Raw genomic sequence first — 22,653 nt, forward strand, 5'->3', positions numbered from 1 at the left:
GGGCTTGGCGCCATGGGCTCGGCGCACCGGACTCGGGGCCGGCCGACAGCGGGGTCAGGCCAGCGCGTCGAAGGCCCGGAGCGGTCCGGGGCGTTCGCGGCCGTCGCGCCGCATCCGATCGCGCAGCGCCGGAGCCGCCGCATCCGGTCGCAGCTGCCGGGCGACGGCATCCGCGAGCTCGGACGCGGTCGCGCGGTTGGGATCGCACGCGATGCCCACACCCGTGCGCTCCAGCGCCGCAGCCCCCGCGAACTGATCCGTCGAGAACGGAAGCACCACCAGCGGCACGCCCTGCGCGCACGCCTCGGTCACGGAGTTGTTGCCGCCGTGGGTGATCGCGGCCGCCGCCGAGCCGAGCAGGCGCACCTGCGGCAGGTACTCGCGCACGAGCCAGTCGGCGGGGATGTCGCCCCACGCCGAGGTGTCGGCGGCACCCGTCGCGATCGCGGCGCGCACGCCGAGAGAACGCAGCGCCTCGACCACCCGCGCCAGCACGTCGTCGCGCACCGAGAGGAAGCTGCCGAAGCTCACGTACACGTACGGCTCGCCCTCGTCGATCCAGCGGGAGATCGACGGGTCGACCGTCTCCTCGCGCAGCGTCGAACCGAGGAACACCCCGGGAGCCATGGCCCGGCCGTCGCCGTCGGCGAGCTGCTCGGGGTAGTTGTAGAGCACGGTGGCGCCGTGCGACGCGAACGCGTCGGCCACGACGGGAGCCGCGGGATCGATCTCGGATGCGGCGTCGTTCCACTGCGCGGTGAAGCGCTCCGACACCTCCGCCGCCAGAACGCGCAGGGCGGCCAGACTCTCCGGATCCGGGTCGAACGCGCGAGGCCAGAACGGCGGCACACCGTAGAGCTCCCCCGGCACCGGTAGCGCCGTCGGGTGGCCCAGCACGACGTCCCCGTACGCGACGCCGGCGGCCTGCATCGCCATCCGCGCGCTGAAGGCGAGGTGGTCGACGAGGATGCGGTCGGGCCGCACACGGTCGATGATCTCGAGCGTCTGCCGACCGCGGCCGACCGGGTCCCACATCAGATCCGTGAGCCGTTCCCTCGCCTGGTAGGTGAGGGTCTCGACCATGCCCCGGCGCGTCGCGGAGAAGAACCCCTCGAGCGAGGAGGCCTCGTCCGCCTGTTGCTGCGCGGTGCGCATGACTCCCGCGTTCGCGCCCCGTCCGAGCGACAGCTCGACATGCGCGAAGCCGGCATCCGCGACGATGGGCGCCGTCGCAGGCCCCGTCGCCACGGTGACCTCGTGCCCGCGGTCCTGCCAGGCGGTCGCGAGGGTCGCGAGCGGCAGCAGATGCGAGGCGTAGTCCGGACTGATGACGAGCAGCCTCACGACGGCAGCACCGCCAGACGGGCGAGATCCGCATCCTGCGAGGCGACGGTCTGGTACAGCGGGGCGAGCGTCGCCGCCATCGCCTGGATCGTGAACCGCTCGGCGACCATCGCGTGCGAGCGCTCGGCGACCGCATCCGGCTCCACCTTCGCGTGCGCGAGCGCATCGGTGATCGCGACGACGAAGCGCTCGCGATCCCAGGTCGGCGCGAGGAAGCCGGTACGACCGGGCTCGACGTACGTGGCGGGGCCACCGGCGTCCGGCGCCACGACCACGAGACCCGTCGCCATCGCCTCCAGCAGGGCGATGCCGAACTCCTCCTTGATGCTCGCGCACACGTACACCCCGGCGGGCGCGGCGAGGCCGGGCAGACCGAGACGGGCGGCAGCCAGCCACAGCGCCGTGACGCCGTTCGGCCGGTGCCCGGGAAGCAGCAGGCCGCGCGCTGCGCGTTCGGCGGCCGGGACGACGGCGTCGATGCGCTCGAGCTGCTCCCGCTCATCCACCGACGGATGCGCCAGGTCGCCCCCGATGATCAGCAGGTTCGTGCGCGCGGCGAGCGCAGAGGTGTGCCACGCCTCGACGAGCGACGCCATGCCCTTCACCCGGTGCAGACGCCCCACGCTGACCAGCAGCGGCAGACCACGGCGCTCCTCCGGCAGGTCTCCCAGCATCCGCTCGAGTTCGGCGAGGCCCTCCGGCGCGTCCCCCTCGGCGCCGTAGGCGGCGAGACGGGAGACGGCGTCGTCGACGACGGCGAGGTCGACGCCCTCGGCCACGACCGTGTGCCGCTCCGCGTGCGTGGTGATGTCCACGCCGACCAGCCGCTTCATGTCGTCGGCGAGCGTGGGCCGGGGAAAGAGCACCGTGTGCTCGGCGCCCGCCGCCAGCGACTGCACGAGTCGGGCGCGGAACCAGTAGTGCTCGCGCAGGTCGGCCTCACCGAACCCCTCGCGCGTGAGCTGACCCGACTCCTCGAGCGAGGTGATCACGGAATGCGGGTCCGGCGCCAGCGTGAACACGGTGGGGATGCCGAGCTCGCGGGCGACGTCGGCCGCCGCGAGACTTCCCACGTCCGCCATGCGCAGGTGCAGCACGTCCACGCGCCCCGCGGCGCGCAGCACCCGGCGGATGCCGCGACGCGCCTGCACGCGCAGCCCCCACGCCGCGGCGGAGGGCACCGGCGAGGACGCCATGGGCACACGTCCGAAGCGGTGCCCGCCACGGGTGCCCGCGACGTCGAGAAGGTCGCTCGCGGCCTGGTCGATGCTGCCACGACCGAGGGTGATCACGCGCTCCACCAGCCCGGAGTCATCCGCGACCAGGGCATCGCCGAGCCGCACGAGAAGGGTCGCGATGCCGCCGTTGTCGCCGGCACCGGCCGTCGCCAGCTGCGCGTCCATGTCGGCGTGCAGGAACAGTTGCGCGATCGTGCGGGGCGCGTCGGCCGCATCCGGCCGCGGCGGGACGAGATCCAGCAGTGCCAGCCGCGCCACGGACGCCAGCCGGCCCGTGGTCGCCATGAGCTCGTCGAGCGTGCTCTCGACGGCGGGGTGCCCGGGCCGCTGGCCGAGCGCGGCGATGGCGGCTTCGCGCACCGCGTCGTCCTCCGACTCGTCACGGGCGATCGCGATGAGCGGTCTCGTCGCCAGCGGCGCACGGACGAGCCCGAGGGTCTCGACGAGGCGCGCCCGGGCGGCGGGGTCGTCGGTGGACACGAGCGCCGCCTCGAGGGCGACGGCGAGCACCTCGCCGGAGGGCACGGACCAGCCTTCGAGGGTGCGCTGGGCGAGCATGGCGGAGAATCCGCCGGCGGCCACCATCGCGATGAGACGCCCGACCGCGTCGAGCCGCGGCAGCCCCTGCGACAGGGCCCAGGCGGCATGCTCGCGCACGTACGCGCGACGATCCGACAGCAGCGCCGCCAGCATCCGTCCGGCTTCCTCGTCGGTCATGGCTCCCAGCGCGTGCACCGCCGCGAGGGCGCGCACGTCGTCCTCGCTCGCGAGCGCAGCGGCCAGATGGCGCAGCGACCGCACACCCGGCTCCCGGCCCGCCTCGAACGCCAGTTCGTCGGCGCGGCGCAGCGCATCGACGATGGTCGGAGCGCTCTGCACCGCATCCATGGACGTCTGAATCCCCACGTCCCACTTCCCTTCACCGTCGCCGCACGGCCACGAGCGAATCGATCGTAGAGAACACGTCTGTACGGCAGGCTAGCGTTGAGTCGCATCCCTTCCCCCGCTACGATCCCGGAGCCCGCGTGAGCGTTCTTGCCATCGGCGATGTCGGCGTCGTCGACGATCTGTTCCACGTCGGCGACGAGGCGATGTTCGACGCCGCCGTCGTCGAGCTCCGCCGTCGCGGCATCGACACGATCGGCGTCTCCTCCTCCCCCGCCGAGACCCGCGAGCGGTACGGGATCGACGCCGTCGACCGACTGGGCTTCGTGGGGCTCGACCGCGACGCCGCAGCCCGCCGGGCCGAGCAGTTGGCGGATGCGGCGACAGGCCGCGCCCTCCTCGCCGCCGACGACCCGGCCCGGGGCGTCCTCGACGCACTCGATGCGGTCACCGGGGTGCTGCACACCGGCGGTGGCAACCTGGCCTCACGGTGGCCGGTGCACATCTACGAGCGCACGACGCTCACCCGGATGGCGGCCGCGCGCGGGCTGCCGGTCGTCTTCAGCGGCCAGACCTTCGGGCCCGACCTGACCGCCGACGACGAGGCCCGGCTGCGCGCAGCGCTCGCGGCCGCCGCGCTCGTCGGCGTGCGCGAGGGCGCCACCGACGCGCTCGTGCTCTCGTGGGGGCTCGATCCCCGCCGGCAGGTCGACGACGCGTCCTTCCTCGACGCCCCCGCCGTCGCCCCCGCATCCGGCCCGCTGCTCGTGAGCCTGTCGGGCTGGTATGCGCACCGCCCGTCGGCTGCGGTCGACGCGGCCCTCGCACGCATGATCGACGCCGCCGCAGCGATCACCGGCGCCCCCATCGTGTTCCACGCGCACTTCGGCCCCCTCGCCGACGGCGACGTGCGGGGAGACGTCGTGGTGCACGAACGCGTCCGCGCCCGTCTGCAGACCCCCAGCAGACTGGAGACGACCGCGGACACGGCGCACGCCGTCGCCCTCGCCCGCTCCGCACGCCTGCTCATCAGCTCCCGCTATCATCCCGTGGTGTTCGCGGCACCGTCCGGGGTGCCCGTGCTCGCCCTCGCGGCAGACGAGTACACCCGCATCAAGCTGACCGGTGCGCTCGAGCCGTGGGGACAGGACGGCGTGATCGACATCGACGACGCGGCGGCCGCATCCGCTCTGCTTCCCGCGCTGACCTCCGGCGCCGCGTCCCTGCGGCACGCTGCGGCTGAGCGGTCTGACGCGCACCGCTCGCGGGCGTCGCAGTGGTGGGACGACGTGGCGGCGGTCCTCGGCTGAGCCCGGGGAAACTCCAGGTGCGCCCTCTACCCTGACCGCGATGTCCCGACGTCCCCCGGCCGCCCGCCGCCGCCCGCCCGCCCGGCGACGCCCGCGTCATCGGCGCGCCCGCTCCGGTCGGCGCAGGGGGATGCGCGGCGGGCTCATCGCGGCCGTCGTCCTTCTCGTCGCGGCCCCCCTCGTCCTGGTCGTGGCGCTGATCGTCGCCGGCAGCGCAGCGATCAGCGCCTTCGATGCCGACGACCGGATCGACGTCGGCATCGACGACGCGCCCAGGCCGCCATCCATCGCGGAGCCGGGCATCGCGGGCTACGGTTCGGGCCAACTCGCGAACGCGTGCACGATCCTCGCCGCGGGGCGCGACCTCGGCTTCGACGAGCGCGATCAGACCATCGCGATCATGACGGCGATGGGCGAGTCATCGCTGCGGAACCTCGACTACGGCGACTGGGAGACGAGCGGCGTCACCAATCCCGACGGATCACCTACGACCTCGATCGGACTGTTCCAGCAGCAGGATTCGTGGGGCACACGTGACGAGCGCCTCGATCCGTACACGGCGGCGACCATCTTCTTCCGGGCGATGGCGGAGCGGGTGCCGGATCGGGCCGCGCTCGATCCCACCCAGGTCGCGCACGAGACGCAGGTCAATGCCGATCCGCTGCACTACGCGCGGTTCTGGGACCGCGCCGTGCGTGTCGTCGCAGCGCTGAACGGCACACCGCGCGCGGGCGACCGCACAGACGGCATCGCGCTCTGCCCCGCCTGACCGGCGCATTGCCGGGCTGCCTGGCCGATCGAGACGAAGAACTACTCACCGCCGGCCGCGCCGAAGCGCGCACCGCCTACATTCGAAGGCCGCGCGGGGCTAGCTCTGTCGTCGGATGAAGCGCATCAGCGCGGCGATGATCCCGATGACGAGGATGATCAACCCGATCCAGAGCAGGAACTTCACCGCTTCCACGAACACGCCCAGCAGCAGCAGAACGATTCCGATGATGACCAAGAGAACAGCGATTCCGACCATGCCTTCAGTCTGCGTGGCGGCTGACCCGCACCGGGGGCCCTTGACGAACATCGCCGCACCGGGCATGGACACCCGGACGCATCGATGATCCGTCTCGCTCCCGAGCTGTCACCGCTGGGATGGTTCCTGTTCGCCGCGATGGTGCTGCTGGTCGCCACCTACCTCTACTTCTGGTGGATGGTCGTCCGCGCCAGCACGCACGCTCATGTGTCGCGCCGGACGATCACCGACGGCGACGTGGCGCGGGCGCTGCACCTCGCCGCCGAGAGGGGGCACACCGCGCAGTTCCTCATCCAGATCACGACGAAGGGTGGCGCGCTGTCCGTGGTGCAGCGCGGCGTCGATACGATCCTGGAGGGGGTCTCGGCCTTCCCCAGCCTGCGGGCGGCAGTGTGGGTCGAGATCGTGACCGAGGATGCGCGTGAGGTCGCCGCTCTCGCCGAGCGCTACGCCGACGCGCCTGTGCCCGTCGTACCCTTCCTCCTGCCCTCCGACTATCGCACGCGTCTCGGCACCCTGTTGAAGGCACGCGCGCTGGAGTTCATGGTCGACGAGCACCGTCGTCATCCGCGCGACTGCTACGTCGTCCACTTCGACGAGGAGTCCGTTCTCACGCCGATGAATCTCGCGCGACTCGTCCATCGACTCGCCGAGCATCCGGTCGGGATCTCGGAGGGCATGATCTCCTACGGTCTCGACTGGGACCGTGCGACGCTCGTCAACAAGGCGATGGAATCGAATCGACCGTTCGGATGCCACGAGTGCTACGCCGTCATGACGAGTCCCCCGCCCCTGCATCTGCACGGCTCGAACCTCGTCGTGCGCCAGGACCTGGAGAACGAGATCGGGTGGGACATCGGAACGCTGGACGGCGCCGCCCTCATCGCCGAGGATCTCGTGTTCGGGCTCTCGGCCTACCTGCGCTTCGGCCGAGGGGTCTTCGGGTGGCACCACACCGAGATGATCGAACAGCCGCCGTTCACGCTGAAGGCGGCGTACAAACAACGCGAGCGCTGGGTCTTCGGCGCGCTGCAGGCGTTGTCGCACCTGCAGCGCAGTGCGCAGTGGAGTGAACTGTCCCGCCGCGACCGCGCGCACATCGCCGTCGTGATCCGGGCCCGCGTGTTCACCTACGCACTCGGGTTCCCTCTCTCATTGCTCGCCCTGGTGTCCAACGCCGTGGTCATCACGGCGACCGCTGCGGAGGCGGTCACGACCGGGACCTTCGATGTCGCGCCGCCCGAGCTCACGGTGTACGGGATCGTCTCCGTCGTCGGTCTCGCCCTGTGGCTGGGCGGAACCCAGCTCGGCCTCTTCTACAACCTCCGCTCCACCGGGAAGTCCGCGATCAAGAAGGCGCGCGAGCATATCCTGGTGCTTCTGGTGACGCCCCTCGCGGGCATCGTCGACACCGCAGGCCCCCTGGTCGCGGTCGCCATATGGAGTGTCGGGATCCGCGCGGTGGCGTGGAAACCGACTCCCAAACTCGCACCCGCGCCGACGTCCACACCGGCTCCCGCATCCGGCGCGGCGCGTGTCGGCTGAGGAATTTCGCGCAACCGCGTCACGATCTGGCGACCTCCGCGTCTCTCAGACATGCACCCCGCGCACACCGAGTTCACCGTTCCGCCCCGTCGCGCATGGCGGCGCTGGATGCCGTGGCCGACGACAGGGTCCAGGGAGCGGATCGCGCCCGATCGGATCGTGATCCGCGGACCGCTGGTGCACGTCTACTACGGGCAGGACACGGCCATCTGGCGGCGCGGGCTCGTGGGATTCTGCGTGCCGCGTCCGAGCGATGCCAGAACAGGCCGACGCCTGCGGCGCTGCGTGGTGGTGACGGTCTTGGGAGCAGGGCCCTGCGTCCTGGACTGCCGCGCGTTCACCGACGATGCGTTCGCGGATCTCGTGCGTCATCTGCGCAACTTCGAGTCCATCGGCGATTCTGCACAGAATGCGTGGGACCTCCACCCATCGCTCGGCGAGGCCCTAGTCTGAGAAGACCCGAAGATGAGAGCTTTCTCACAAAGCCCGAAGACCCGAAGACCGATGCCCGAGCTGTCTGACGACGATCTCGTCGAACGCGTCCGCGCGAACGACTCCCGCGCCTACGGCGAGCTGTGGCTGCGCCATTCCGCCGCCGCGCACGCCGTCGCGCGCGCGTTCACGTCCCTCGACCCCGACGACGTCGTCGCCGAGGCCTTCACCCGCATCCTCGCCGCGATCGGGCGCGGTCAAGGTCCCGTCATGGGCTTCCGCCCGTACCTCCTGACCGCGGTGCGCAACGTCGCCGCGGAGTGGGGCTCCCGCCAGGTCAAGGCGGACACGATGGACCTGGAGGACGCGGCCGGTGCCGCCTCCGTGGATGCGGAGCACTCCGCGCTGTCCGCGCTCGAGCGCGGAACCACCGCCAATGTGTTCCGCAGCCTGCCGACGAGATGGCAGGAAGCGCTCTGGTACAGCGAAGTCGACGGGCTCAAGCCACGGCAGTTCGCGCCGCTGATGGGGCTCGCTCCCAATGCTGCGTCCGCCCTCGTGATCCGCGCCCGCCGCGGTTTCCGAGACGCGTGGGTCACGGCACAACTGCGCAACCCGAGCGGTCCGGACTGCCATGAGACGCTCCCCCTGCTGGGTACGCACACCCGCGGCGCCCTCTCGCGGCGCGACGCCCGCCGAGTCGATGCTCACCTCGCCACCTGCACCGGCTGCGCGCTGGCCTGGAGCGAGGCCCGCGATGTCGCCTCGCGACTCGCCCTCGTGCTCATACCCCTCGTCGTGGGTGTCTCGGCGACGGCCAGTTACGCCGCCTGGGCGCAGTCCGGCGGCGCACAGGCCGCGGCCGTGGCGATGGCGGCGGGCAGCGGGCACGCCGCGACGAATGCGGGCGGCGGGCTGCTGGGCTTGCTCCGCCCACGCGGCGCCGGACGCAGTTCCTGGCAGGTCACCACCGTCGTCGCCGTCTCCGCGGTGGCCGTTGTGGCCGGTGGGGTCGCGTGGGCCGCGACCGGCGGTCTCGGCGGCTTGCTCGCCCCGCCCGTGCCCGCAGCGATCGGGCCGGTGGACACCGCGGCCGAGTCGTCGACGACGACACCGGAGGCGCCGGCGCTGTCGACTCCCGAGATCGACGTCACCCCGGATCCCTCGGCGATCCCGACGAGCGCGCCGAGCCCGGAGCCGACGCCCCAACCCACGCGCACCCCCCGCGCGACGCGTCCTGCCGTGCCCGAGGCTCCCGCACCGCTCCCCTCGGGCATCCTCCCCGCTCCTTCGCCCTCGGCCACGACCGCGCCGACCCCCACGCCAGCGGCATCGCCCTCACCGACCGTGTCACCGTCGCCATCCGCATCACCGTCGCCATCCCCTACCGCGTCACCCTCACCGACCGCGTCGCCCTCACCCACGCCGTCCCCCACTGCGTCACCGACACCGACCGCATCGCCGTCGCCCTCGCCCACGCCCACCGCGTCACCCTCGCCCACCGTGTCGCCCTCACCCTCGCCGTCCCCCTCGCCGAGCGGACCCACCCAGCCGACGGAGCCGGAATGCCCCTGGCCCTGGGGTTGGTTCTGCTTCCCGTTCTGATCGAACATTCTCGGAAACCGCGTCACGAAACCGCGTGAGACGCATCTCTCCTGACAGGAAACGCGACCCCCGCGTCACCGCAGACCCGAGAGGCCACGCAGATCGTGAGCGATGTCACCCGTGAACCGCAGCGCGCCCTGAACAGCGCCGTCGACGACGAGGATTGGGATCGCGTGACCGCGCTGATCGCCGGGCACTGGTCGGCGCTCATCCTCAACGACGCTCCCGCGCTCCTGCGCGCGTTGGAACGGCTTCCCGCAGCCACGCTCGCCGCACAGCCTCGTTACCTCGCCGCGCGCACCTACCTGCGCCACCTCTCCGACGGGGCAGGCAGGGTGCACCGCTATCGGCACTCCACCTTCGAACGGCCGACGGCGCTGCTCGACGTGCTCGTGGAGCACACCAGCCGCGCGGCCGCCGAGCGCAGCGCCGGCCACGTCGCTGCGGCCGTCGCGCACGTCGAACGGGCCCGCGACGCGCTCCGCAACGCCTCGATCGAGGCGGCGGAGGCTACCCAATCCGCCCTCCCCCACCTGCACGCCCAGTGGGCCCGGGTACGCGAGTTCGCCGGACAGATCGAGCAGGCGGTCACCGAGTATCAGGATGCGTACGACCTCGCCGTCCTGCTGCAGGACGACCTCATCCGCGCGTCGGCAGCAGCCTCACTCGCCGGTATCCACGCGCTCGCGGGACACAGCTCCGCGGCCGCCTACTGGTCGCGCATCGCCGCGCCCGGCTCGCTGGGGACGACCGCGGCGAAGTACGAGGTGCCGGCCCGTGTCGCTCAGGCGCTGCGCGAACACGACCGGCTGCAGTTCGATGCGGCGCAGCGCACTCTCGCCGCGATCGACCCTGCGACGCTCGGGGAGCACTGGGCCCACGTGCTGCACACGAAGGCGCGGATCACGTCCGCGGAGGATGCGTCCGCTCTGCTCACCGAGATCGACGTCGCCGCCACTGCGCACCCGGGCCCGCTGAGCGAGGCGGGCTTGGCGGGAGAGCTGGTGGCGTGTGCCCGGATCGATCTGTTGCTGCGGCGGGGAGATCTCCTGCGCGCGACGGCGGTGCTCGAGCGGGCCGAGGAGGCGCTCGCCCGCGGGTCGCGCGTCGACGGGTTCGATCTGTGGCCGGCGGAGCCGGGTCACCTCACCCTCGCGCGGGCGCGGGTGGAGTCCGCATCCGGTCAGCATCGTCGCGCCCTCACCACGCTCACTCCGCTGGTGGAGCAGGCGGCAGCGAGCCCACGCCTGCTGATCGAGACCTTGATGACGGCTGCGACGGCCTGCCTGCATCTCGAAGAGCCCGAGAACGCCGCGGGCGCGATGCGTCACGCCCTGCGCCTCGCCCGTGAGTACGATCTCGCCGCCAGCCTCTCGACGGTCGGGCGCCGCGACTTCATCCGGCTGATCGAGACGGCAGCACTGGGAGACGACGATCTCATCGCCCTCGTGCAGCAGACCGCCCGCTTCCCTGACGCCGCGTCCGCGCCTCAGCTGACGGCCCGGGAGCGCGCGGTACTGCGGGAGCTGGCCACCGGCGCCACCACCGCCCAGATCGCAGAACGGCTGTTCGTCAGCCCCAACACGGTCAAGACGCAGCTGAGCAGCGCCTATCGCAAGCTGGGCGTGGCGTCACGCAAGGAGGCGGAGGCCGCCGTACGGCGCCTCGGATTGAGCTGACCCACGGCGGGAGGCGTCATCGGCCCATGACCTGTGTGAGCACCCACCCGCCGGCCAGGAGGAAGGGAGCCGCCGCGGCGACCGCCACCAGACCGATCACACCGATCCAGCCGAGCACGACCAGCGCGAGCGCTGTCCCTCCGCCACCCCGGCGCAGCGGCGGGCGGAGGGACAGCGTGCGGAGGTTCTCGGTGGTCATGTCTCAAGCGTGACAAGCCGCCGCATCCGTGACATCCGTCGGGAGGATGTTTCACATCATCCCCGAGGACTATTCACCCGGCGCGGTTCACACCGTGCGCGGCATCGTGCCCCGCCACGGGCGGCGGGTCGGAGCGGGGGCGGCATGAAACGACGCCTCGACCCAGTTCTCGAGCTTCCAGGTCGGCACGCGGAAGATGCGCGCGACGAGCACGACCGGATGCCCCGCCTCGACGACCGCCGCGACGGCGAACTGCTGCAGCGAATCGAATGTGCGGCCCGCGAGAGCCCCGCGGCGGAGGTCGTCGAAGGACCGCGGGGTCGGGCTGGGCGCGGGCGGCGCGGAAGCGGGCGCCGTGGCGCGCGGCGCAGGCTGCACGAACGGAGCGGAACGCGCCGGATACCTCACAGGGGACACCGGCTGAGGGGATGGGGTGGTTCGCCCCACGGACGCGCCCGCGAAGGACATCGGGTCGGCCGCACCGAGGTAGCCGACCGGGGGCTCCCAGAGTTCGGGGACGTCGAGCGGGACGTAGCCGACGGCGGAGGCCTGCGGCGTCGCGCGCGGAACGGTCGGTGCGGCAGGCGCCGCCGTCGGCGCGGACATCGATCTCGCGAAGGGCGCTCGCGCGGGGAGCGCACGCTCGGCGGCCGGACGCTCCGGGACCGGCGGATGCGGCTCCTCGGCGCTGTCGGGCACGCGCGCCATCCGTATCGCCACCACGACGAGGGCGGCGATCGCGACGGCAGTGACGACGAGAACGGGGTTGTCGCGTGCCCAGACGATCAGGTCCATGACGCTTCCTCTTCCGCTACGGCACCCGGGCATCACATGCCCGGATCGTGCCGCGTTCAGAGGGGGGTCGGGTAGCCCGTCAGACGTGACACATGAGGTGTACAGGGGAAGACTACTCCCCCGCCCGGCCCCGGCGAGGATCTGGCGCGATCGATTCCGAACCGAGATGAACGGCGGACCCCGATTGTTCGGGACCGGGGTCCGCCGCGCAAGAGCCTTCGCGGGGACCTTGCACGGCTCATCATGCTCGACGGTTCCCGGGGTCGGCTCTGTGGACACGGTGAATTCGCCCGGGGATTCACCCGCAGAACGGATGCGGAGAACTGCTCAATCGGAAACACCCCGTTCATCAACCATCTCTAGTGTTCGGCGCATGGCACACGCACCGATCAAGGCCGTCATCCCCGCAGCGGGGCTCGGGACCCGCTTCCTGCCCGCGACCAAGGCGATGCCGAAGGAGATGCTGCCGGTCGTCGACAAGCCCGCGATCCAGTACGTGGTCGAGGAGGCGGTGGCCGCGGGCAGCGACGACGTGCTGGTCATCGTCGGACGCAACAAGAACGCCTTGGCCAACCATTTCGACCGCGTCGCGGAGCTCGAGCACACGCTGGAGCGGAAGGGCGACGCCGCCAAGCTGGAGAAGGTCATGCAGGCCAGCCGGCTCGCCGATGTGCACTTCGTGCGCCAGGGCGACCCGCTCGGGCTCGGCCACGCCGTGCTGCGCGCCCGCAAGCACGTGGGTCACGAGACGTTCGCCGTCCTCCTCGGCGACGACCTGATCGACGCCCGCGATGTGCTGCTCGCGCGGATGATCGAGGTGTCCCAGGCGCGTTCGGCGACCGTCGTCGCTTTGATGGAGGTCGATCCTTCGCAGATCCACCTCTACGGCTGCGCGGCCGTCGCCCCCACAGCGGAGGACGATGTCGTGACCATCACCGGCCTCGTCGAGAAGCCATCGGCCGCCGACGCGCCCAGCAACCTCGCCGTCATCGGACGCTACGTGCTCAAGCCTGAGATCTTCGACGTGCTCGAGGAGACCGCGCCGGGCAAGGGCGGAGAGATCCAGCTCACCGATGCTCTGGAGGCACTGGCCGAGGACGAGAGCATCGGCGGACCGGTTCTGGGAGTCGTCTTCCGTGGCCGCCGATACGACACAGGAGATCGGCTCGACTACATCAAGTCGAACGTGCAGCTCGCCCTCGACCGCCCCGATCTCGGCCCCGACCTGGCGGAGTGGATCAAGGAGCTCGCCACCAGCCTCTGAAGCGACGTCGGCGATCGCAGCGGAGATTCACATGCGCATCGATGCACGAGAACGGGCAGAGTAGAACAACACACCCGAACCCTCCGGAAGGCACGGCATGACCGACGCGCGTCCAGACTCCCCCGATGACTCGCAGGCGGGCTCCAGCCCGTTCGATGAGCTGATGCGCCCGTCCCCGGGTGACGAAGGCAACACGTTCTCGGTGGGATTCCGAGGCTACGACCGTCACGAGGTCGACACGGCGATCTCCGAGCTGACGAACCGCCTGCAGCGCACCACGGCGGAGCTCGGTACGGCCGAGGCGCGTCAGCGGGACACCCTCGACCGGCTGCGAGAGGAACAGCAGGCGGAGATCGAACGCCTCGTCGCCGAGACCGAGGAGTCCGTGAACCGGGTCCGCGAGGAGCAACGCGAGCAGGCGACGCGCCTCGAGGCCGATCTCCAGACGGCGACGGCGCAGATCTCCGAAGCCGAAGCGCGCATCGCGGCCCTCACCGCTCAGCTCGTCGAGCGTCCGGACGGCGAAGAGGGGGCGGATGCCCAGGCGCCGGCCGACCCGTCGACGCGCGATCAGTTCGAGGCCGTCCTTCGCGTCGCCGAGGAGCAGGCGAGCCTCATCGTGCAGAACGCAGCCGCACAGGCCGAGCGCCTGCTCGAGGCCGCACGTGAAGAGGTCGCGACCCAACGCGCCCAGGCTCAGGCGGACATCTCCCGCATCCAGGCGCAGGCCCAGCACGATGCCGACCAGGTGCGTCTACGGATCGATACCGAGTACACGGCGCACGAGGCGACCATCCAGCGCGAAGCGGCGCACGCCGCTGAAAAGCTCGCGCAGGCGGAGCGAGAGGCCGAGACCATCCGGTCGGAGGCGGAGAAGGGCGCCGCGGCACTGCGAGCCATGGTGACGCGCGAGACGGCGCAGCTGCGCAGCGACACCGAACGCGACGTCCGCGAGATGAACGCACGGCTGCTGGAGTTCGAGGAGACGCTGACCCGCCGTCAGGATGACGCGCAGCAGGAGTTCCTCGTCCTGCACAACCAGGCGGTCGCCCACGCCGAGCGCATCACCTCCGACGCGAACGACCAGGTCGCCGCCTCCCTCGAGCACGCGCAGCGCATCTCCGCGAAGGCGGACGACTACGAGAGGCTCATGCGGGCCCAGGCCGCGCAGATCGAAGCGGACGCACATGTGCGTGCGCAGGAGAACCTCGACCGCGCGCGCACCAAGGCGCACAAGATCGTCTCCACCGTCATCGACCATTCCACCGCCGTCCTGCGCGATGCCGAGGACCGGACGCGCGCGCTGCGCTGGCAGCAGCAGCAGCTCACGAGCTTCATGTCGGAGGTGCGCGAGCTGATCCGCCCGGAAGGCGTGCTGACCGCGGCGGTCGGCGCGGACGAAGCGACAGCCGAGTCAGATCACGGCGACGGCGACGGCGACCCCGAGCGGGAGAGCGAACACGCCTGAGTGGAATTGCTCAGATCAATGAATCTCCTGTGTTCCATGTGATTGAATTCAACTGAGTGGTCGCTCCCCGCGAAGGCCCGATCACTCGCACCCGAGCTGGGGCCCCGGCCAAATGCTCATACCCCCCTCCCCGGCATCGCCGAGGAGGGGGGTTCTGCGTTTCCCGATCAGCGCGTGAGCACCGCGGCGGCGACGAGGGCGACGACGCCTGCGGCGAGCAGGGCGACACCGATGTAGAGGGACCAATGCGGACGCTGCGAGAGCTTGCGGTGCAAGCGGCGCCGGCGGCGGGCACGCGCCTTCGCCTCGCGGTCGCGTACGGCAGCCTGACGGGGTCCGGCGCTCGAGCGATATCCTGAGCGCGAGTACGGTGCCTGCATGCGTCCTCCCAAGGACTGAACGGTTGGAGCCGGGGGACCGTCGAGACGCCGGAGCATCAGAGTCGGGAGCTCCCTCATCCGCCGGCCTTCCCCGAAGATACCCACGCATGTTTTCCTGCAGGTTGCGGCTGAGTACTTTCCCGTCGCCGATCACGACCCACCCCCGGCGACGGGCAGAATGCGACAAAGGAGAGAGGCCGCGATGGGCGCATCGGCAGGCGGGGGCTTCTCCGTCGAAGACGGACTGCTCGACCACCTCGACACCGGGATCGCGATCTTCGACCCCGAGGGTCGTCTGCGTGCGGCCAACGCCGCCGCACACCGCTATGCGCGGCTGCAGGGCGTGGACCTGGACGATGTCGATCTGGCGCGCTCCCTCCGCGAGAGCCCGCCCGGATTCGATATCGACGATGCGCCCTTGCGCGCGGATCAGTCGGTCATCCTCGCCGCGGCGGAAGGCCGCGAGGCGCAGCGCACGGTATGGGCCGGACCCGTCGACCGGCGCCGAGCGCTACGCAAGTCGTCTCATCGGATCACGTCGCCCACGACCGGACTCGAGGGAACGGCGCTGCTCACCCGGGACGTCTCACGGCGCGCCCACCACGACCGACTGCCGCATGACTTCCTCGCCTCGACCTCGCACGAGCTGCGAAACCCGCTGACCCCAATCGTGGGGCATCTCGAACTTCTCACCGACGACATCGCCCGAGGCGAATCGAACGCATCGGCGCGCCTCGAGATCCTGCGTCGCAACGTCGACCGGATCATCCATCGCCTCGACGAGCTCCTGCTCGTCGAACACCTCGCTCCGCGGCTGGTCCTGACCCCGTGCGATGCCGCCCTCATCGTCGAGGATGCGGTCGCGGCACGTGCCTCGGACGCGTCCGCACACGAGATCCGCATCCTCGTCGATGTCGTCCCGACTCCGGTAAACGCGGACGCGAACCGCCTGCGGATGGCCATCGAGGCCCTCATCGGCAACGCCGTCAGGTTCGCTCCGCGCGGCTCAATTGTCACCGTGGCGCTCACCTCCGACGCCTCCACGGGGCTGGCCGACATCACGGTGATCGACGAAGGACCCGGATTCCGCCCCTCCGAGCTCGCCAGGGTCTTCGAGCCCTTCCACCGCGGTCGCGACGCTCGGGCCAACGCGGTACCGGGCCTCGGGCTCGGACTCGCCGTCGCGCGTGCGATCGCGCACGCCCACGGTGGTGCCATCGACATCGTCAGCGAGCCGGGATCGGGCGCGGTCGTGACGCTCACCGTGCCCGTCGACCATCGGTGAGGGCATTCTCACGGCCGTGCCCTTCCGCCCCGGCGACCGCCCGTGGTTTACTCCTTCCGAGCGCCCGCTCCCCGCGAAGGCCCGAGCGCTCGCATCCCGTAACGGCCCCTCGCCATCGCCGGCGAGGGGCCGTTCTTGCTCACGCGCGACGCGCGGTGCGCGCGCCTTTCATACGTTTCACATAATCGAAACACAGGCAGCGTCCCCAGAGCGGCTCGGTCCCCTAGCGTGAGCGGAGTGAATCGCCCGGTTCACTCCCTCTCCCGGAGCACGACGATGCCTGCGCGCCTGCCCACGCCCTCGCACCGACCTAGGTACGCACTAGGGTGGGGCCGTGCCGAACCCGACCGACGGATCGCGCGGCAGGCTTCTCGACGCCGCCGAGGCGCTGCTCCGGGAAGACCCCGACCGGTCTCTGTCGATGCGCGCGGTGTGCTCCCGCGCCGGCGTACAGCTGCCCACGCTCTATCACTTCTTCGAGAGCAAGCAGGGACTGCTCGACGCGCTCGTCGAGCGCGGTTTCGCTCGCTTCGCACGTCTCCTCGACGAGATCCCGTCGCCGGCGGCGACGGGATCACCGGCAGCGATCTGGGACGCGCACCTCGCCTTCGCCGTCGAGCATCCGGCGCTCTTCACCTTGATGAGCGGACACGTCCGTTCCGACTCCCCGCGCAGTGGAGACGACATCGCGGAATCGGTCATCCGGCGCCTCCTGCGCGAGGAGGCTGCGGCGGGCGGGCTCGCCGTATCGGCGGACGAGGCGGCGTGGCGTCTCAGGACGGCGGCCACGGGGGCGGCTCTCTCCGCCATCGCAGATCCTGCCGCATCCGAGCGCTATGCCGATGCTGCGCGCGATGCACTGGTCGCGGCGATGACGCGTTCGACGGATCGGTCGTCCCCCGCCGCTTCGATCGGTGCACACGCCGGTGCACTGCAGGCAGCGCTGACCGGTGCAGCCGCAGAGGTGCTGGAGCCCGCCGAGCGCGCCTTGCTCGAGCTCTGGCTGGCGCGATTGTCCCTGCCGCCGACGTGACCTCCGCCGGCGACAGCCGATGAGTTCCGCGGCAGCGGGTTGGTTCTCCGCCCTGTCCGCCGGCGACATCACGGCACTGTCGGCCTTCCTCGCGCCCGAGGCGGAACTGATCGGCCCGGACGGTCGGCGCGTGCGCGGTAGCGACCGCGTGCTCCGCTGGCTCATGGACGCGGCCTCGCCCGCCGACGCGCGACTGCGCGTCGGCACCGTCACCCACGCGTACGGCATCGCGGCCGCCACCCTCAGCGTGGAGATCCTGTTGGCCGACGGAGAGCACATGACCGAGCGCGGGGTCATGGCGGTGACGGTCGGGCGGCGCGGGGTGCGCCGCGTGGTCATCGACGACGAGAATGTCTATATCAGTGATACATAACTGCACATAACGGTTAAGTTTTATTTCCATCCGGTTTCTCCGCGCCCGTCGTGCGAGAGCGGTCCCTAGCCTCGGACGCGGACCGCGCGGATACGCGGTTCGACCCGACACCCTTCCTCGCATCGGAGAACCGTGAGAACACGTCTGTCCTCGCGCGCTCGATGGCTCGCGCTCACCGCGACCATCGTCACGCCCGTCATCGCCCTCACCTGCGCACCATCCGCCGCGTTCGCCGCGCCGTCCGACGCCCCTCTCGCCTCAGGCGAGGACTGGTCGGTCACCCGCGCACCGGGCGGATACCTCGTCACCGTCGATCTCGACGAGCCGCTGCCCATCGTCAGCGACGCGCCGACGCTCGTCGCCGACGGAGAGACGCTCGGATTCGCCACCGAATCCGCCGACGGGCTCTCGCTCAGTCTGTTCACAACGGATGCGACCGTGACCCGCGCCGCCGACATCGACAAGGGCTGGGCATCCGCCGACATCGACAAGGCAGCCGAGCAGCCCGCCCCGGAACGCGTCGATGAGCCGACGAACGACGAACTCGTCGAGCAGATGAGCCGGATGGCGCCGCTCGCCGCGACCGCCGACCCCGCCGATCCCGGCACCTATGCGGTCACCGAGGCCGAGTACGACTTCGGCGACCGTGCCGTTCCCCTCGCGGGGATCTCCGGCATCCGCGGCGAGATGACCGGAAAGATGTACCTCACCGACGCACCCGGTGAGCGTCCGACGGTCATCCTGCTGCACGGCCGTCACACCTCCTGCTCCACGGGCACCGCGAACCCGCTGCGCTGGCCCTGCGGCCCGAACCAGGTGAACGTGCGCAGCTACCAGGGCTACGAGGGCACCGGACGCGCGCTCGCATCGCACGGTTACAACGTGCTCTCCATCGCCGCGAACGCCGTCAACTCGAACGACAACCAGCTGGCATTGGACTACGGCGCCCAGGCCCGCGGACAGCTCATCCTCGACACCCTCGGCATGCTCGAGAAGGCGAACTCGGGCGCCGCCGTCGTCTTCGACGATGTCTCATGGCCTGCTGAAGACGGGACGGTGACCCGCACCTCGCGCACCCTCGACGAGGCGCTCAGCTACGCGACCACGCGTCGGGACGCTCCCGCCGCGGCAGGCGGCGTCAGCGCCGCCTCGCTCGCCGGCCGCTTCGACCTCGACACGGTGGGCATCATGGGCCACTCGCGCGGTGGTGAAGGTGCGACCTCGGCCGTCACTCTCAACCAGGGTCTCGCCGACCCCTACGGCATCGTGTCGGTTCTGCCACTGGCGCCCGTCGACTTCGGGCGCATGACGGTCCCCGATGTGCCCATGGCCGTGTTCCTCCCGTACTGCGACGGCGACGTCAGCAACCAGCAGGGCCAGCACATGGTCGACGACTCGCGCGGTGCGTTCGGCGACAACGTGATGCGCTCGGCCGTGTGGGTCATGGGCGCCAACCACAACTTCTTCAACACCGTGTGGACGCCGGGCATGTACCCCTACGCGACCGGCGACGACTGGAGCACGAGCGACCGCACGTCCTCCTGCCGCACCGCGGATCCGTCGCGGCTCACCGCCTCGCAGCAGTACCGGGTCGGCGTTTCGTACATGACCGGGTTCTTCCGTCTGACGATGGGCGGCGAGTCCCAGTTCCGGTCGCTGTTCGACGGCTCCGCCACCCCGTCGACGACCGCGACCTCCTACGCGGACGTGCGCATCATGGCGTCGCAGCCCAGCTCGGCGACGACGATGCTGACCGACTTCACGCGCAGCAGCACGCTTGTGCGCACGGCGGGCAACGCTTCGGCCCAGGTCTGCGCGAACGCGGAGACCGCCTCCTCGATCGCTCCGTCCGTCCCGTACTGCACCCCTCGCACGGTCGGCACCGCGCGGGTGCCGCACTGGACGCCGGTGCGGTTCGGACTGAATGTGCCCGCATACCCCGTCACCCGCGTGACGTGGACCGGTTCGACCACGAATCCGGCAGCGGTCAGCAACGGACAGCTGCTCGTCACGGTGCCCGAGGGATCGCGCAACGTGTCCTCGCACACGCAGCTCACCCTCAAGGCGGCACCGGATCTGTCGGTCGCCAGCGGCACCGACTTCACGATCACCGTCGCCGACGGCTCGGGCCGCACCTTCACCCGCACCGCGTCGGAGATCAACCCGTTCGCCGTGAACCGCCTGCCGGGCGGCACACACACCTCTCTGAACAAGATCGTGCTGCAGCAGCTGACGATCCCGACGGCGGAGATGACCGACATCGATCTGACCGACGTGCGAGAGGTGCGCATCGGCGCGAGCGTGGGTGCGGACGCCACGGGCGCCGGAGGCCTCTACCTCTCCGACCTCGCCTTCGACACTCCTACGTCCACCCCCGCGAAGGTCGCGACCCGCACCACGGTGAACGTGGCCGGCACGGTCGTGGAGGAGGGCAAGGCCGCCGACACCCGGGAGATCGCCGTCTACCTGAACCGCGCCGAATCGTCGACGGTCACGGCGTGGGTGAGCTTCGTGCCCACGTCCGGCCCGGTCTCCGCCGCCGTCCAGGGCGTGCGTTTCGCCCCGGGTGAGACGTGCACGGTCGTCGAGGTGCCCATCGCCGGCAACATCCTGCCCTCGACCACGCCGTCGACCGCGATCACGGTCAGCGCGACGAACACAACCGGCGCGGTCATGGGTGCGAGCGCGTTCAACACGCTCACCGTCCGCGAGGACGACGGCGTGACCGGCTCGCTGCCGGCTCTGCCGGAGGCAGGTGTGCAGGGCGACGCATGCGCCGAGTTCGAAGCGTCCCGCACCGCGGGCGCGCTCACCGCGTCGGCCACCGAGCTGGCTCCCGGCGCCGAGCTGACGCTCACCGCGACCGGCTACCGTGTCGGCGAGTCGGTGCAGTTCACCTTCGCCGGCACGGAGGCAGCCACAGCGACCGCAGCCGCTGACGGAACCGCGTCGGCGACGTTCACGATCGCCGACGACCAGCCGCTCGGCTCGCAGACGGCACGCGCGATCGGTGCGGGTTCGGCGCGCCTGCAGGAGGCGACGGTCGACGTCCTCACCCCCACGACGACGACGCTCTCGCTCGCCGAAGGCACCTCGCTCGTCGAAGGCGCGGAGCTGACGTTCATCGCGAAGATCGACGGCGCCGCGACCGAGGGCACCGTGACCTTCACCGACGGTGGCGCGGCGGGCGGCGGAGCGGGATCCACCGCTCCGACCGCAGCGGCGGGGGCTCTGCTGGGCAGCGTCGAGGTCGTGGACGGCGTCGCGCGACTCACGCTCCCGGATGGCCTCTCGGCGGGCTCGCACGCGGTGGTCGCCGTGTTCGGCCGCACGGCGATCGCCGCGGAATCCCGTTCCGAGCCGCTCACGTTCACGCTCGCCGCAGCGCCCGTGACCGAGGAGCCCGGCACCGGCGGCGAGCCGTCCACCCCGGGCACCGGCGGCGAGCCGTCCACCCCGGGCACCGGCGGCGAGCAGCCCATCACCGGAGCACCGGCCGCGGCTCCCGCGGACCGCGGCGACCTCGCCCTCACGGGTGGCGAGATCGCGAGCTGGGCGCTCCTGGCCGGCGGTAGCCTGCTCGCGCTCGGCGCCGCACTGCTGGTCGCCCGACGACGAGCAGGGGCGCGCGCGGACTCCTGACGTCAGCGAAGAGGGGCGTCGCCGATCCGGCGGCGCCCCTCTTCGTGCTCTCGCGGCGGTTTCACGCCTGCGCGATGACGACGGCCAGCACCATGTCGGACTCGACCGTCGTGGCGGTGACCTCGAGGTCGGGCACGTAGGTCTCGCGCAGGCGATCCGAGCTCTGCGCGAACCGCTTCCGGATCTCGTCCGACGCCACATCCGGTGTCGCGACAGGGCACACCATCGCCACCCGACCGGGGCCGATGAGGCCCACCTCGGCGTCGTCCGCGAACGTCCGCGTGCAGGCGACGACAAGCGCTGTGTTGACCTCGTCGATGTACTCCTGGCCGAAGGACTCGCGGATCAGCTCCAGTTCGTCGACGGTCACCACCCGCCAGGAGACGGCGCCGTGCTCGGCGAGGATCGCCCTGGCGCGGGCGGCCAGTCGGTCGCGCGTGCCCACCTGTTGGACCCGACGGCTGGCGCGTTCGTCTCGGGCGGCGGCCAGCACGCCGAAAGCAAGGAGGATCACCGCGAGCACCCCCGCGATCGTGGTGGGACCTGTGGCGAAGAACTGGGCGTAGATCCCGTCGTACAGACCGTCGATCGCCAGGAAGATCACGCGGCCGACGGAGTAGAGCGCGTAGCCGATCATCGTCGCCGCGATCGCCAACGTGCCGCTCGTGTCGCGTGCGCGGCCGGTGCGCGCCTCGATCGCCGTCAGCGTGCAGCCCGCGATCAGCAGAAGGATCTTGATCCCCGACGACACCGTCTCAGACAGCAGGATGCTGCACACGAACATCGCGACGCCGCCCGCGATCACGACCCACAGCCGCCACGGCCGCCTGTCGTTGAGCGCGCCGACAGCCACCCACAACAGGGCCGGCGCCAACACCATGGCGGCGTCGCCGGCGGCGAGGGTCCACACCGCCTGCTCGAGCGAGAAGTAGATGACGTAGAGAAGGCTGGAGAACACGGCGAACACCGCGGAGGCGGTGGCGATCCCCAGGAAGGACCCGGAGCGATACGAGGGCCCTCTCACCCAGAGGAACGCCGCGAGGACGACGAACGTCGCCACGATGCTCACACCCACCAGCGGCAGACCGGTCATCGCGTTCATGCGCGTCCCTTCCGCCGCAGGATGAGAACGCCATGCTACGCGGGGCA

Annotated in this window: 19 protein-coding genes; 12 read left to right on the plus strand and 7 right to left on the minus strand. The window is 71.1% G+C overall.

Annotation, left to right across the window (positions count from 1 at the left end; all coding sequences use genetic code 11):
* Positions 1-54: 54 nt before the first annotated feature.
* Together LXM64_RS13350 and LXM64_RS13355 are read right to left on the minus strand one after the other, a co-directional pair.
* Positions 55-1,344 (minus strand): glycosyltransferase, encoded by a 1,290-nt coding sequence (locus LXM64_RS13350; protein ID WP_234073622.1) that lies wholly within the window; start codon positions 1,342-1,344, stop codon positions 55-57.
* Positions 1,341-3,488, minus strand: a complete 2,148-nt coding sequence (locus LXM64_RS13355) for a glycosyltransferase (protein WP_234073623.1) — start codon at positions 3,486-3,488, stop codon at positions 1,341-1,343. Before LXM64_RS13355 ends, LXM64_RS13350 begins: the two co-directional genes overlap by 4 nt.
* A gap of 119 nt (positions 3,489-3,607) precedes the next feature.
* Here LXM64_RS13355 and LXM64_RS13360 point away from each other — a divergent pair, with 119 nt between their 5' ends.
* Together LXM64_RS13360 and LXM64_RS13365 are read left to right on the plus strand one after the other, a co-directional pair.
* On the plus strand, positions 3,608-4,777 hold the full coding sequence (locus LXM64_RS13360; protein WP_234073624.1) for a polysaccharide pyruvyl transferase family protein: 1,170 nt from the start codon (positions 3,608-3,610) through the stop codon (positions 4,775-4,777).
* 40 nt (positions 4,778-4,817) lie between these two features.
* Positions 4,818-5,546, plus strand: coding sequence for a peptidase M23 (locus tag LXM64_RS13365; protein WP_234073625.1), 729 nt, complete (start codon positions 4,818-4,820; stop codon positions 5,544-5,546).
* A gap of 99 nt (positions 5,547-5,645) precedes the next feature.
* Here the strand turns inward: LXM64_RS13365 and LXM64_RS13370 are convergent, their stop codons facing one another.
* Positions 5,646-5,804, minus strand: coding sequence for a hypothetical protein (locus tag LXM64_RS13370; RefSeq protein WP_234073626.1), 159 nt, complete (start codon positions 5,802-5,804; stop codon positions 5,646-5,648).
* 84 nt (positions 5,805-5,888) lie between these two features.
* Between LXM64_RS13370 and LXM64_RS13375 the strand changes: the two genes are divergently transcribed.
* The 4 genes from LXM64_RS13375 (at position 5,889) to LXM64_RS13390 (ending at position 11,065) form a co-directional block, all read left to right on the plus strand.
* On the plus strand, positions 5,889-7,349 hold the full coding sequence (locus tag LXM64_RS13375; protein WP_234073627.1) for a glycosyltransferase family 2 protein: 1,461 nt from the start codon (positions 5,889-5,891) through the stop codon (positions 7,347-7,349).
* A gap of 51 nt (positions 7,350-7,400) precedes the next feature.
* The gene (locus LXM64_RS13380; protein WP_234073628.1) at positions 7,401-7,802 is read left to right on the plus strand and encodes a hypothetical protein; all 402 of its coding nucleotides are present in this window, start codon (positions 7,401-7,403) and stop codon (positions 7,800-7,802) included.
* A gap of 51 nt (positions 7,803-7,853) precedes the next feature.
* Positions 7,854-9,386 carry a zf-HC2 domain-containing protein gene (locus tag LXM64_RS13385; RefSeq protein WP_234073629.1) on the plus strand — a complete coding sequence of 511 codons (1,533 nt, stop codon included), beginning with the start codon at positions 7,854-7,856 and terminating at the stop codon, positions 9,384-9,386.
* Between the two features lie 104 nt (positions 9,387-9,490).
* On the plus strand, positions 9,491-11,065 hold the full coding sequence (locus tag LXM64_RS13390; RefSeq protein ID WP_234073630.1) for a LuxR C-terminal-related transcriptional regulator: 1,575 nt from the start codon (positions 9,491-9,493) through the stop codon (positions 11,063-11,065).
* 16 nt (positions 11,066-11,081) lie between these two features.
* Here the strand turns inward: LXM64_RS13390 and LXM64_RS13395 are convergent, their stop codons facing one another.
* On the minus strand, positions 11,082-11,264 hold the full coding sequence (locus tag LXM64_RS13395; RefSeq protein ID WP_137418952.1) for a hypothetical protein: 183 nt from the start codon (positions 11,262-11,264) through the stop codon (positions 11,082-11,084).
* A gap of 87 nt (positions 11,265-11,351) precedes the next feature.
* Entirely contained in the window at positions 11,352-12,059 is a 708-nt protein-coding gene (locus LXM64_RS13400) for a hypothetical protein (protein ID WP_234073631.1), read from the minus strand.
* Between the two features lie 373 nt (positions 12,060-12,432).
* Here LXM64_RS13400 and galU point away from each other — a divergent pair, with 373 nt between their 5' ends.
* Together galU and LXM64_RS13410 are read left to right on the plus strand one after the other, a co-directional pair.
* Positions 12,433-13,323, plus strand: a complete 891-nt coding sequence (galU, locus tag LXM64_RS13405) for a UTP--glucose-1-phosphate uridylyltransferase GalU (protein ID WP_234073632.1) — start codon at positions 12,433-12,435, stop codon at positions 13,321-13,323.
* A 97-nt stretch (positions 13,324-13,420) separates the two neighbouring features.
* Complete coding sequence (locus tag LXM64_RS13410; RefSeq protein ID WP_234073633.1) at positions 13,421-14,791, plus strand: cell division initiation protein; 1,371 nt, start codon at positions 13,421-13,423, stop codon at positions 14,789-14,791.
* Positions 14,792-14,958: 167 nt separating this feature from the next.
* On the opposite strand, the gene LXM64_RS13415 is transcribed toward LXM64_RS13410, so the two are convergent.
* Positions 14,959-15,171 carry a hypothetical protein gene (locus LXM64_RS13415; RefSeq protein ID WP_137418948.1) on the minus strand — a complete coding sequence of 71 codons (213 nt, stop codon included), beginning with the start codon at positions 15,169-15,171 and terminating at the stop codon, positions 14,959-14,961.
* 202 nt (positions 15,172-15,373) lie between these two features.
* Here LXM64_RS13415 and LXM64_RS13420 point away from each other — a divergent pair, with 202 nt between their 5' ends.
* The 4 genes from LXM64_RS13420 to LXM64_RS13435 all read left to right on the plus strand — a co-directional run bounded on the left by LXM64_RS13420 (position 15,374) and on the right by LXM64_RS13435 (position 21,504).
* Positions 15,374-16,456, plus strand: a complete 1,083-nt coding sequence (locus LXM64_RS13420; RefSeq protein ID WP_234073634.1) for a sensor histidine kinase — start codon at positions 15,374-15,376, stop codon at positions 16,454-16,456.
* Between the two features lie 334 nt (positions 16,457-16,790).
* Positions 16,791-17,489 (plus strand): TetR/AcrR family transcriptional regulator, encoded by a 699-nt coding sequence (locus tag LXM64_RS13425; RefSeq protein WP_234073635.1) that lies wholly within the window; start codon positions 16,791-16,793, stop codon positions 17,487-17,489.
* A 19-nt stretch (positions 17,490-17,508) separates the two neighbouring features.
* Entirely contained in the window at positions 17,509-17,862 is a 354-nt protein-coding gene (locus LXM64_RS13430) for a nuclear transport factor 2 family protein (protein ID WP_234073636.1), read from the plus strand.
* Between the two features lie 132 nt (positions 17,863-17,994).
* A complete protein-coding gene (locus LXM64_RS13435) occupies positions 17,995-21,504 on the plus strand; it encodes an LPXTG cell wall anchor domain-containing protein (protein ID WP_234073637.1) in 3,510 nt (1,169 codons plus the stop codon).
* Positions 21,505-21,565: 61 nt separating this feature from the next.
* Here LXM64_RS13435 and LXM64_RS13440 read toward each other — a convergent pair whose 3' ends face one another.
* A complete protein-coding gene (locus tag LXM64_RS13440; protein ID WP_234073638.1) occupies positions 21,566-22,606 on the minus strand; it encodes a hypothetical protein in 1,041 nt (346 codons plus the stop codon).
* Positions 22,607-22,653 lie beyond the last annotated feature (47 nt).

Source organism: Microbacterium binotii, assembly GCF_021398715.1.
GTDB lineage: Bacteria > Actinomycetota > Actinomycetes > Actinomycetales > Microbacteriaceae > Microbacterium > Microbacterium binotii_A.